Source organism: Streptomyces sp. NPDC006372 (assembly GCF_040612515.1).
In the GTDB taxonomy this organism is placed as follows: domain Bacteria; phylum Actinomycetota; class Actinomycetes; order Streptomycetales; family Streptomycetaceae; genus Streptomyces.
Genome location: NZ_JBEXQJ010000075.1, coordinates 1 through 11,182 on the forward strand (window position 1 = coordinate 1; position 11,182 = coordinate 11,182).

The 11,182-nt window shown below is 72.7% G+C and carries 10 protein-coding genes and 1 pseudogene; 5 read left to right on the forward strand and 6 right to left on the reverse strand.

The window, feature by feature from the left end; translation table 11 throughout:
- Positions 1-74: 74 nt before the first annotated feature.
- Together ABZ016_RS42580 and ABZ016_RS42585 are read right to left on the reverse strand one after the other, a co-directional pair.
- Positions 75-539 (reverse strand): hypothetical protein, encoded by a 465-nt coding sequence (locus ABZ016_RS42580; protein ID WP_356922176.1) that lies wholly within the window; start codon positions 537-539, stop codon positions 75-77.
- A gap of 91 nt (positions 540-630) precedes the next feature.
- Positions 631-1,299: a hypothetical protein gene (locus ABZ016_RS42585; protein ID WP_356922177.1), complete on the reverse strand. Its 669-nt coding sequence runs from the start codon at positions 1,297-1,299 to the stop codon at positions 631-633.
- A gap of 790 nt (positions 1,300-2,089) precedes the next feature.
- On the opposite strand from ABZ016_RS42585, the gene ABZ016_RS42590 reads away from it, so the two are divergent.
- Positions 2,090-3,748 carry a catalase gene (locus tag ABZ016_RS42590; RefSeq protein ID WP_356922178.1) on the forward strand — a complete coding sequence of 553 codons (1,659 nt, stop codon included), beginning with the start codon at positions 2,090-2,092 and terminating at the stop codon, positions 3,746-3,748.
- A gap of 4 nt (positions 3,749-3,752) precedes the next feature.
- On the opposite strand, the gene ABZ016_RS42595 is transcribed toward ABZ016_RS42590, so the two are convergent.
- On the reverse strand, positions 3,753-4,607 hold the full coding sequence (locus ABZ016_RS42595) for a fructosamine kinase family protein (protein ID WP_356922180.1): 855 nt from the start codon (positions 4,605-4,607) through the stop codon (positions 3,753-3,755).
- Between the two features lie 293 nt (positions 4,608-4,900).
- Between ABZ016_RS42595 and ABZ016_RS42600 the strand changes: the two genes are divergently transcribed.
- Positions 4,901-5,224, forward strand: a complete 324-nt coding sequence (locus tag ABZ016_RS42600; protein ID WP_356922181.1) for a hypothetical protein — start codon at positions 4,901-4,903, stop codon at positions 5,222-5,224.
- A 27-nt stretch (positions 5,225-5,251) separates the two neighbouring features.
- On the opposite strand, the pseudogene ABZ016_RS42605 reads toward ABZ016_RS42600, so the two are convergent.
- Both ABZ016_RS42605 and ABZ016_RS42610 read right to left on the reverse strand, forming a co-directional pair.
- Positions 5,252-5,790, reverse strand: a pseudogene (locus ABZ016_RS42605) (hypothetical protein).
- Positions 5,787-6,419 (reverse strand): hypothetical protein, encoded by a 633-nt coding sequence (locus ABZ016_RS42610; RefSeq protein WP_356922186.1) that lies wholly within the window; start codon positions 6,417-6,419, stop codon positions 5,787-5,789. The pseudogene ABZ016_RS42605 and the gene ABZ016_RS42610 overlap by 4 nt, the downstream one beginning before the upstream one ends.
- A 245-nt stretch (positions 6,420-6,664) precedes the next feature.
- Here ABZ016_RS42610 and ABZ016_RS42615 point away from each other — a divergent pair, with 245 nt between their 5' ends.
- From ABZ016_RS42615 to ABZ016_RS42625, 3 genes are all read left to right on the forward strand, one after another.
- Positions 6,665-7,192, forward strand: a complete 528-nt coding sequence (locus tag ABZ016_RS42615; RefSeq protein WP_356922182.1) for a hypothetical protein — start codon at positions 6,665-6,667, stop codon at positions 7,190-7,192.
- 172 nt (positions 7,193-7,364) lie between these two features.
- Positions 7,365-8,330 (forward strand): NAD-dependent epimerase/dehydratase family protein, encoded by a 966-nt coding sequence (locus ABZ016_RS42620; protein ID WP_356922183.1) that lies wholly within the window; start codon positions 7,365-7,367, stop codon positions 8,328-8,330.
- 182 nt (positions 8,331-8,512) lie between these two features.
- Positions 8,513-9,586, forward strand: coding sequence for a glycosyltransferase (locus tag ABZ016_RS42625; protein WP_356922184.1), 1,074 nt, complete (start codon positions 8,513-8,515; stop codon positions 9,584-9,586).
- Between the two features lie 40 nt (positions 9,587-9,626).
- Here the strand turns inward: ABZ016_RS42625 and ABZ016_RS42630 are convergent, their stop codons facing one another.
- Entirely contained in the window at positions 9,627-10,937 is a 1,311-nt protein-coding gene (locus ABZ016_RS42630) for an MFS transporter (protein ID WP_356922185.1), read from the reverse strand.
- Positions 10,938-11,182: the final 245 nt, after the last annotated feature.

The window sequence follows — 11,182 nt, forward strand, 5'->3', positions numbered from 1 at the left end:
CATGCACCGCTTGACCACTGCACTGAGGTCAAGGACGAGCTGAAAAAACTGCAAACTCGGAGGGAGGGCCGGACTCAGCCGGCGTACACCCTGCCCTCCTTCACGAGATACGTGGCCGGCTCGGAGCAGCCGAGGGACGGTGTGCGCAGCAGGCTCACGGTCAGCGGCGCCGGTTCGGTGCTCGCGGTCGAGAACTGGCAGACGGCGCCCTTGCCCGTGAGCGGGTACCAGAACCAGCCGTCCACGTCGCCCACGGTCACACGGTCGGACTCCTTCCAGGCGCTGCCGGACTTCGTGTACACCTGGAGCCGCACCGAGGCCGCGTACTCGTCCTCCGTCGAACGCAGCGCGGTGAGGGTGAGCTTGTAGTCGGAACCGAGGACGGACGAGGCGATCTGCTGCGTCTGGACCCGCTGCTTCTGCGGCGCGGCGGTGCCCGCGCTCGAGGACCCGGCGCCGGCGGCGCCCAGGGCGGCCGCCATCAGGAGGGTGAGGCCGGCGGCGGTGCCGCGGCGCAGGCGAGTGCGGTTCGAGTTCATGTGCTCCCCCGTTGGAACGTGTCGGTCCGAAGGGCCGGTCGGTGCCCTTCGGACAGGAAGACACCCCGCGCCGGGCGGAGGTTGTACGGGATCACGACCGGAAGACGTCAGCCACGCGATCGACGAGTTCGTCCTCCGTCAGGGCGATGCCGACCTCTACGGAGGGCAGGCCCAGACGTGCGGTCTCCTCACGGAGGCGCGTGGTGAACATGTGATCACGCGCGGCGAGATTGCGGTCCGCCCGCTCAGGGTCGCTGGTCCGTCGCGTGAAACCGGCCCCGGCCGCGGCCCGGGCCGCGAACACGTCCTGGCGGAATTCCGGCGTCGGCAGGAGCCACACGGCCCGCCCGGGGCCGCTGAGCAGTGGCTTGACCAGATGTGGAAGCAGGCGGAAGCCCTCGACGACGACAGGGGTTTCCCGCCCCATGCCGAGCAGGTCCTCGACGATCAGGCCGAATCCCTCCCCGTGATACCAGTGGAACGTCTCGAGCATGGTCCCGGGGGAGCGGTTCACCCATCGCTCGTCCATGTCCATGGCCAGGAACTTGTGCAGCAAGGGAGCTTCCTCGGGCGTGGTCCGCCGGGCGTGCTCCGGCATCGCGTCGTCGGTCGCGTACAGCCGCCACCCGTGCCGATCGGCGAGCGCACGGGCGACCGTCGACTTGCCCGCACCGCTCCCGCCCCCGATCCAGTAGACGTGCCCCAGCCGCGCGGCCAGGTTCTCGGTCTCGGGTGACTCCTGGTTCCGGCCTGGCTGCATCCTCGGTCTCTCCCGCGCTCGCGCCTGATGGTGAGGGGCGGATGCCACGATGCCCGAAGCCCGGACATCCCTTCCACACGGACGCGAGGACCGGTTCACGCGCTGACCATCCGGATCCCAAGCCCGGGCAAGGGCTTGGGAAGGCGGAGGAATGCCCGGTCAGGTCTTGGCCAACCCCACCCCGTGCATTGGCCACTTGTTCACCGACTGCCCCTGACGGGTCCGGCCGTGCCGGGCGGGGGGTGATCGACGGTCCGGTGCGAACGTCATGGCCGAGTTGACCCGTCGTAGACTCCTGGGCTTCGCCGCCGGCGCGCTGGGCGCCTGCACTCTCCCTCCTCCCGCCGAGCCTCCGGAAGGCCGTCGCCGCCTTCCGCGGCTTCGCCGACCCGCACGCCCTGCGGTTCGACACCGGACGCTCCGACGCCCGCAACGACCGGCTTCCGGCGGTGTCGTGGATCACGCCGACCAGCTACCAGTCCGAGCACGCCGGCACCCCGGACGAGTTCGTCCAGGGGCTGCCGACCCCCGCCTTCCGCTTCTCCCACGCCCGGCCGCGCCCGCCGCTTCCCGCGGCAGGAGAGGGGCCGTCGGCCCCACGTGTGACGCACCGTAGCGGCGGTGTCGCCCCCGTCGGACCGGGGGCGGCACCGCCGCCGGGACAGGTCCGCGGGCACGTGACTGAGCCCGCTCCACCGGGTACCCGGGCGTTCCGCCACGACCGGCCGGGCGGCTGCTCGCGGCGCCGACCCGGTCGGCCGCCGGCCCCGAGCCGAAGGAGCCCCTGCTCATGACGGACGTTTCCGGCACCGGTCCCGCTCCGGGCGACGACCGCGAGGTCCTCACCAACCGCCAGGGCCATCCGGTCCACGACAACCAGAACCAGCGCACCGTCGGTGCCCGAGGCCCCGCCACCCTGGAGAACTATCAGTTCCTCGAGAAGATCAGCCACTTCGACCGTGAACGGATCCCCGAACGGGTCGTGCACGCCCGCGGCGTCACCGCCTACGGCCACTTCGAGGCCTATGGCACCTGGGGCGACGAGCCGATCAGCCGCTACACCCGGGCCAAGCTGTTCCAGGAGCGCGGCGCACGCACGGACGTGGCCGTCCGCTTCTCCACCGTCATCGGCGGTCGCGACTCCTCCGAGGCCGCCCGGGACCCGCGTGGTTTCGCCGTCAAGTTCTACACCGAGGACGGCAACTGGGACCTGGTCGGCAACAACCTGGGCGTCTTCTTCATCCGTGACGCCATCAAGTTCCCGGACGTCATCCACGCCCTCAAGCCCGATCCGGTGACCTTCGAGCAGCAGCCCCGCCGCATCTTCGACTTCATGTCGCAGACGCCCGAGGCCATGCACATGCTGGTCAACCTCTTCAGCCCGCGCGGCATCCCCGCCGACTACCGCCATATGCAGGGCTTCGGCGTCAACACGTACAAGTGGGTGAACGCCGACGGCGACACCAAGCTCGTCAAGTACCACTGGATGCCCAAGCAGGGCGTGCGCAGCATGACCGAGGAGGACGCGGCCAATGTCCAGGCCGACACCCTCGGCCACGCCACCAAGGACCTGTACGAGGCCGTCGCGCGTGGTGACCATCCGGAATGGGAACTGCTCGTCCAGATGATGGACGACCACGACCACCCCGAGCTCGACTTCGACCCGCTCGACGACACCAAGACCTGGCCGGAGCAGGACTTCCCGCCCAAGCCGGTCGGCCGGATGGTGCTCGACCGGATGCCCAAGGACTTCTTCGCCGAGAACGAGCAGATCTCCTTCGGCACCGGTGTCCTCGTCGACGGCCTGGACTTCTCCGACGACAAGATGCTCGTCGGCCGGACCTTCTCCTACAGCGACACCCAGCGCTACCGGGTCGGCCCGAACTACCTCCAGCTCCCCGTCAACCAGGCGAAGAACGCGGACGTGCGCACCAACCAGCGTGACGGCCAGATGGCGTACCAGGTCGACGGCGGAGGCGAGAACCCGCAGGTCAACTACGAGCCGTCGATCACCGGCGGCCTGCGCGAGGCCCGCTACCCCACCCACGACGAGCAGGGGCCCGAGATCCGGGGCGGGCTCACCCGCAAGCGCATCCCCCGCACCAACGACTACCTCCAGGCAGGACAGCGCTACCTGCTCCTGGAGGACTGGGAACGCGACGACCTGGTGAAGAACTTCATCGGTCAACTGTCCCAGTGCGACCGGGCCGTCCAGGAGCGTATGGTCTGGCACTTCCTGCTGGTCGAGAACGACCTCGGTCTGCGGGTCGGCGAGGGACTGGGCATCGGCCCCGAGGACGTGGCGGACCTGGAGCCGCTGGCGAGCCAGGACCTCACGGACGAGGACCGCGAACGGCTGTCCAAGCTGGGCAAGAACCAGCCGCGTGACGTCGAGGGGCTCACGATGACCCACTGCGTCCCCGACACGCGGCACGTGGTGAACCGCTGACCGGTCAGCGTGCCAGAGCCCCGCGGGCGACCGTGAGGGCCTGTTGCGCGTAGCTCCGGCCGAACAGCACGGCGTGCACCAGCAGCGGGAACAACTGGTGCACGCCCACGCGGTCGGCCCAGCCGGCGGCCAGTGGCGCCCTCTCCCGGTAGCCGTCCAGCACCTGTTCCAGATGGGGACAGCCGAAGAGCCGTAGCATCGCCAGGTCGGTCTCGCGGTGCCCGCCGTGCGCCGCCGGGTCGATGAGCCAGACCTGCCCGTCGGCCCCCCACAGCACATTGCCGCTCCACAGATCCCCGTGCAGCCGCGCGGGCGGCTCGGCGGGCCCGGCCAGTTCCGGCAGGCGCTCGCACAACCGCTCCATGTCGGTCGCCTCCGCGGCGCGGACGGTGCCCTGGTCGACCGCGCGCCGCAGGTACGGCAGCACACGATGCTCCGTGTACCAGCGCGGCCAGTCGGTGCCGGGCTCGTTGCGCATCGGGGCGAGCCCGATGTACGCGTCCGCGGGACCGTCGGGTGGCGGCGCGCCGAACGCGGGCGCCCCGGCGGCGTGCAGACCGGCCAGCGCACGGCCGAATGCGACCGCCGCCTCCCCACTCGGCCGCCCCTCCACGACCCGGTCGACGACCAGCCAGTTGTCGTCATGGCCGTGCACGTCCGGCACCCGTACGGTGCCTGCGTCGGCCAGCCAGCGCAGCCCGGCCGCCTCGGCCCGCGTCGCCCCCGGGTCGCCGGACCGCTTGACGACCACCACCCGCCCGTCGTCGAGGGTGACCTCGGCGAGAGCCCCCGAGAGAGGCCGTTCGCCGGTGACGGCCCGCGCGGTGAGCCGGGCCACGACATCGGCACGGGCGGTCATACGTAGTCCTCTCGACGCCGCGCTTGATCGACACTCAGAGTACGACGACACCGATCCGGGGCGCGGGGCTGAACTCAGCTACCGAACCCGCAATCCACATCGAGCAACTGGATCGGCCGCGTCGCGTCGAGGTCGGCCTACGCGGTGCCTTCAGCTGCGCCGAGATGCCGTACTTCCGAGCGACGTCACCCGGGCCGTGCTCTCCGCGATATTCGCCACCCGCCGGTCACGCGGGACGGTGAAATCCCGCCACCCGCCGACCGAACCGGCCGGCACCGGGGGAACAGTGGGACATGACGAGTTCATCGTTCCAGCGCACCATCGCCCTGCCCGCCCCGGTGTGCGAACAGGCCGCACAGCACCTGGAGCAGGCCGCCCATCGGGCCATCGACGGGGCCGCGATCCCCCTGAAGGCGTTCCGTGCGGCCGCCGACAGCGACTTCACGCTCCCCATCCAGATCGTCGAGCAGGCGGCGGCCTGCCTGCTGGTCCTCGCCACCGAGACCGCCCAGACCGTACGTCCCTCCGCCCTGCGCGCCACCATCAGCGTCGCGCTGCGGCTGCGGGACGCCGTGCACCTCGCACACCAGCCCGCCCTCAGCAGCAGGTTCTGGTGAGGCCGGGCAGTCGGCGGTACCCGTCCGTCAGGTCTCGCGGAAGGCGACCTCGGCCTGCCCGCGGCGAAGTCCCTCCAGCGTGGCGCGCTGCCGCCGGGCCCGTTCGGTGAGGTCGTCGAGCTGAGCTGAGTTGCGTCGAGACGTTCGACCGCCGGGGCCAGTTCGCGGAGCGTCTCCCAGCCGGCGGCCTTGCCCGCCACGCCCAGCACCAGCGCCTCCAGCTCCCACAGCGTGCTCAGCGGAGACCGCCGCACCAGGCTGCCGTTGCTCTTCAGCCGCCCCACCTGCTCGGCCGCCCGGCCCGCGTAGAGCTTGTAGCGCCGCACCGGGATGTCGAGCCGCCGCATGATGTGCAGCAGGCTCGACCGGTCCTCGGCGATCTCGGCGGCGACCGGAGCCAGCGCGTCGCCGAGTGCCGTACCCCGGCAAGAGCGCAGCAGATAGCGCGCCCGCGCGGTTCCGGCGGTGGCACCGGCGAGATGGTCGTTGAGATAGATGCCCAGCAGGGACATGTCGGTGACCGGGGCACGCCCGGCGCCCGCCGCGCCCGCTCGCCGTTCCGTCATGACACTGCTCCCGTCCTGCTCCGGCCCTGCTCCACAGCCACGCTCGTGGTGACGCGGACGACGCAGGGACCGCGCGGCGTCGAGCCGAACCCGAACCGCACAGGAGGTTCGACCGGGGCGAGGGCACCGAGGCCGGCGCCCTGGTAGGTGGCGGTGGCCGACGTGACCGGGTGCAGATCCCGGGCGCCGTACCACTGATGCCGGCCCGGCCGGGCACTGCCGTGGGTGTGCGCGCCCAGCAGCAGGCGGGCCGGCCGGTCCCACAGCGCGATCCAGCCCGGACGGGTGGCGATCAGGCCCGGTACGGCCCGCAGCGCGAGGCCCGCCGGATTCCTCCGGCCCGTACGGAATCCCAGCTCCAGCGGCGTCGCGGAAACAGCCCAGTGCCGGCGGCCGGTGACCCGCACCCGGACCGGTACCACCCGGATCTCGTCGAAGACGTAGGTGCTCGCCACGAAGTCCGCCGTCTCCCGCGAGGGAGCCAGCAGCAGCCGGTGCCCGTCGGCCGATTCGACCATCACGTCGCTGAAAGGCCCGAAGGGGGAACGGGCCCAGTGGCCGAGCACCACGCGGGTGCCGGACGTCGTTCCGATCCCCGCGATCCAGCCGTCGAAGCGCAGGGGGCGCACGGGTGGCCGGGTTCTGCCGCGCCGGGCCGGGGGTTCGCCGGACGTCTCAGGTCCGTGGAAGAGCACGCCGGCCGGGTGCCCGGCGCCTCGGCGGCGAAACGGAACCGGCATCCCTTCCCTCGGGCTCCCCGATGTGGCCGAGACCACGTCCCGTTCGAGGCCCCGATCACGTCCCGGCCCGCGCGGTGCCGGTTACCGTCTACGACCAGGTCCCCACTTCCCGACCCTTTCCGGACGGCCCGGCAGTGCAAGCAGATCTCTCCCCTGTCATCGCGGCGACCGCCCAGTGGCTGACCCGCTCCTTCCCCGCCACCGGCGGCGCGCTGGCCTCCGCCCTGTGCGAGGTCCAGGCCCGGCAGGCCGTGACGGTCGCGGCGTGGCTCAGATACCCGACGGAGATGGACGCCGCCCTGCTCGGAGTGGCGGGCCCGGGCGGCTCCGCGCGGCTCGACTGGGTCACCGGCGCGGACACGGCCCCGGGCGACGAGACGGACGCGCACGCCTGGCGCACCTGGGTGGACGAGGTCGTGGCGAGCTGGGCGGCCAGTCTCCTCACCGACCCCGAGCTGGCCGTACAGGCGGTGGCCGCGCTCGCCGAGGGCATCCACAGCAGCGGCACACACGCCGAGTTCCGCCGGCTCGTGTCCCCCGACGACAGCGACCGCCGCGCCGCGGCTCTGCTCCGTCACCCGGACCTGCTCGCCCCCGTCGCCGAGCTCCACCACACCCAACTCCTCGACCGACTGAACCCGGGCCGCGCACTGATCGCCTGACGCCTCTCCCCGTCACCCTCCGTGAGTCACCGGTTTGCCGTACGCGACCGTGCCCCGCCCGTGCGGGCGGCGGAAGGTGAGCGTGGGCGCGACGGTCCACGGCCAGCCTCGGCGGCCCGGGGCGCGCGACGTCGTGCCGGGCAGTGCCGCCGCCGACGGAGGAGAGACCGAGATGACCACCGCACTCTCACGGAGCTGGGAACACGCCGTCGTCACCGGTGGTGCCGGGTTCGTCGGCTCCCATCTGTGCGCCGCCCTGCTGACCGCGGGTGCGGCCGTCACCTGCGTGGACGACTTCAGCACCGGCCGGCCCGAGAACATCTCCCCGCTCCTCGAACAACCCGGCTTCACGCTCGTGCAGGCCGACGTCACCGAGGGACTGAGGATCAAGCGGACGCCCGACCTCGTCCTGCACTTCGCCTCCCCGGCGTCCCCGGCGGACTACCTGCGGCTGCCGCTGCACACCATGGAGACGGGCAGCGTCGGCACCCGCAACGCCCTCGACCTCGCACACTCCGCAGGGGCCCGCTTCGTCCTCGCCTCGACCTCCGAGGTCTACGGCGACCCACGGCAGAACCCCCAGGACGAACGCTACTGGGGCAACGTCAACCCCGTCGGCCCGCGCAGCGTCTACGACGAGGCCAAGCGCTTCGGCGAAGCGCTGACCACCGCCCACGCCGAGGCCCACGGCACCGACACCTGCATCATCCGGTTGTTCAACACCTACGGCCCCCGCATGCGCGGCCACGACGGACGCGCGGTGCCGACCTTCGTACGGCAGGCCCTGGCAGGCGAGCCCCTCACCGTCACCGGCGACGGCCGCCAGACCCGCTCGCTGTGCTTCGTCGACGACACCGTCCGCGGCGTCCTCGCGGCGGCCGCCCATGGCATGCGCGGCCCCGTCAACATCGGCAACCCGACCGAGATCACCATGCTCGACCTGGCGCGCCTGGTCGTCGAACTCGCCGTGTCCCCCTCGGAGATCCGCTTCATCGAACGCCCGGTGGACGATCCGGCCGTGCGCTGCCCCGACATCACGCTGGCCCGCGACAAGCTCGGCTGGGAACCGCGGGTGCGCGCAGAGGAGGGCCTGCGGCGCACCATCGCCTGGTTCCGCGAGGACGGAACGGCCGACTGACCCACCCCTCGGGCCGGCCCGGCCCGTGCGTGCCGCTCATCCCCGTGTCGCCCGCGAGGGCCTTCTCCAGGGCCGGGGCCCCACTCCCTGCATGTACCGCCCCGGCGGGCCCTGCCGCGCATCCGCCCCTGGGCGATCCGCCGCCCCGAACCGTTCCGCACCGAAGACGCCGGAGACCCACCATGACCGAGCCCTGCACCGCCACGCGGGACACCGACTACGCCGTCGTGGTCCCGACCCTCGGCCGGCCCGGCCTGCGCGTCTGTCTGCACGCGCTCGCCGAGACGACCGGCCCGCGGCCGGTCCGGGTGGTCCTCGTCGACGACCGGCCCGAACCGGCCGGCCCGTCCCTCACCGCCGACGTCCCGTTGTCCCTGCGCCCGCGCACCCTCGTCGTGCCCGGCGGAGGGCGCGGACCCGCCGCCGCCCGCAACCTCGGCTGGCGGGCCGCCGGTGACGTGCCGTGGGTGGTCTTCCTCGACGACGATGTCGTACCCGGGGCCACCTGGGGCGACGACCTGACCCTGGATCTGGCGGCGGCGACCGGACGGACCGCCGGGATCACCGCCCGGATCGAGGTACCACGGCCCACCGACCGCCGCCCCACGGACTGGGAACGCAGCACGGCCGGCCTGGCCACCACGCGCTGGATCACCGCCGACATGGCCTACCGCCGAGTCGCGCTGGCCGCCGTCGGCGGGTTCGACGAGCGCTTCCGGCGAGGCTTCCGCGAGGACGCCGACCTCGCCCTGCGCATGGTCGACGCCGGCTGGACGCTCACGGGGGGCCGCCGGACCACCACCCGTCCGGTACGGCCGGCCGGCCGCTGGATCTCCGTCCGTCTCCAGGCCGGCAACGCCGACGACGTGCTGATGACCCGGTTGCACGGACGGCGCTGGTGGCGCCGGGCGGAGGCGCATCGGGGGCGCCTGCCCGCGCACCTCGCGATGACCGCAGCGGCGGTGACCGCACTCGGTTGCGTCCTGCTCGGCCGGCACCGCCCGGCCGGAGCCTGCGCCGCCGCATGGCTGGCCGGGACCACCGAGTTCGCCCTGGCCCGCATCCTGCCCGGGCCGCACACCCGCGACGAGGTGCTCACCATGGCCGTGACCAGCGTGCTCGTCCCGCCCGCCGCGACCTGGCACTGGCTGCGCGGCAGGCTCGCGCACCGCAGAGCCCGGGCGTACACCCCCCTCGAGCCCTTCGAGTCGGCGCCCAGGCCCAGCCCGGTGGTCAGGGAACCGCTGCGGTCATGACCCGCCCCGACGTCCTGGCGCGCGCCGCTGTGTGCTCCGCTCAGGCCGCCGTGCTCAGCGTGGCGTGGCCCGCCACGTCGCCCCCCTCCGTGCGGAGCACCACCGGCGGCGTGGACCGGCGCCGGAGCAGGTAGCCCGCACCGATCGCCCCGGCGATCAGCAGCCCGCCGGTGACGAGGGCTCCGCGGGCCCCGGCCAGCTCCATGAGGAGGCCGAGGGCGGGCGGCCCGCCCAGGCCCCACACCGTGCCGATGCTGCCCCACACGCCCAGCACCCGTCCCCGCAGGTGCGCGGGCGGGTCGGTCTGGAGGACGGCCGTGCCGGCGGTGTCGGAGACCGACTCCACCAGGGCCATGGGAAGGACCAGCACGATCAGCACTGCCACGGACGGCGACAGCCCCGCCACCACCTGGAGCAGCGCCCCGCCCGCGGCGAGCATCCCCACGAGCCGCACCGAGGGCCGGCGCAGCCGGGCGCCGAGCACAGCGCCGAGGATGCCGCCGACGGCCAGCACGGTGGACACCGTGCCGAACGAACCGGCCCCGCCCGCGAGCGGACCGGTGACGAGCACGGCCAGGGTGAGCTGGTAGTTGCGGCCGAACACGGCGCTGATCCCGGTCACACCGGCCAGCGCCATCAGACGCGGCCGCCGCGCGAAGAACACCAGCCCCTCCCGCACGGTCATGCGGGCGCCGCTCTGCTGACGAGCGTCCACGGCCTCCTGCCGTGCCGCACCGGCCGCCGGGCGCAGGAACGGAATGACCGAGGCCACGAACAGGAACGACACCCCGTTCGCGAAGTACGCCGCAGACGTACCGAGGAACCCGACCGCCACACCGGCGAGAGCCGCTCCCACGAGCCGTCCCGCCTGGTGCACCAGCGCCCCCACCCCGATCGCCGAGGGCACGTCCTCCGCCGGGACGAGATCGTTGCCCAGCAGTGCGCAGGCCGGATTGTCGACGGTCGCGACGACACCCGTGACGGCGGCCAGCACCATCAGGGAGGCCATGTCGAGCTGGTCCAGCGCCACGAGGACGGCCGTCGTGAAGGCGATCGCGCCGAGCAGCGCCTGGCTCACGGCCGCCGTCAGCTTGCGGGGCCACCGGTCGACGGCCGCGCCGCCGAGGACGCTCATCAGCAGGGCGGGGGCGGCCTGCACGGACATGGACAGCCCCGTCGCGGCGGCGGACCCTGTGATCTCGAGGACCAGCAGGTTCTGCACCGTGAGCTGCATCCACGTACCGGCGTTCGACACGAAGTTCGCGACGGACCACCAGCGCATGCTGCGGTACCTCAGCGAACGCCAGGGGGAGCGTGAGGCGGACTGGGCAGGGGAGGGCGAGGAAGACACAGTGCGGTACTCGCTAGACGAGTCGGGGACTCAGGACGAGGAGGACGGGGAGTGAAAGCACCGGCCGCGCTGCTCGGTGGCTCCCCTCGCCGGGACACGGCGCCGACCATCGTGGCAGAAGCACCGCGCGAGTCGCCCTCGTCGTCCTTGTGTCCGCCGTCCTGACACGTCTCAAAAGCCCCCGCCCATGGGGGATTTACCGCCTCAAGTGTGGTTGATCACAGTGAGGGGCCCGTCGCCTCGGC

Excerpts from the sequence above, each read along its gene's own strand:
- ABZ016_RS42620 (WP_356922183.1), top strand. The coding sequence starts at position 7,365 with ATGACCACCGCACTCTCACGGAGCTGGGAACACGCCGTCGTCACCGGT.
- ABZ016_RS42595 (WP_356922180.1), bottom strand. The coding sequence starts at position 4,607 with ATGACCGCCCGTGCCGATGTCGTGGCCCGGCTCACCGCGCGGGCCGTC.
- ABZ016_RS42625 (WP_356922184.1), top strand. The coding sequence starts at position 8,513 with ATGACCGAGCCCTGCACCGCCACGCGGGACACCGACTACGCCGTCGTG.
- ABZ016_RS42600 (WP_356922181.1), top strand. The coding sequence starts at position 4,901 with ATGACGAGTTCATCGTTCCAGCGCACCATCGCCCTGCCCGCCCCGGTG.
- ABZ016_RS42585 (WP_356922177.1), bottom strand. The coding sequence starts at position 1,299 with ATGCAGCCAGGCCGGAACCAGGAGTCACCCGAGACCGAGAACCTGGCC.
- ABZ016_RS42590 (WP_356922178.1), top strand. The coding sequence starts at position 2,090 with ATGACGGACGTTTCCGGCACCGGTCCCGCTCCGGGCGACGACCGCGAG.
- ABZ016_RS42580 (WP_356922176.1), bottom strand. The coding sequence starts at position 539 with ATGAACTCGAACCGCACTCGCCTGCGCCGCGGCACCGCCGCCGGCCTC.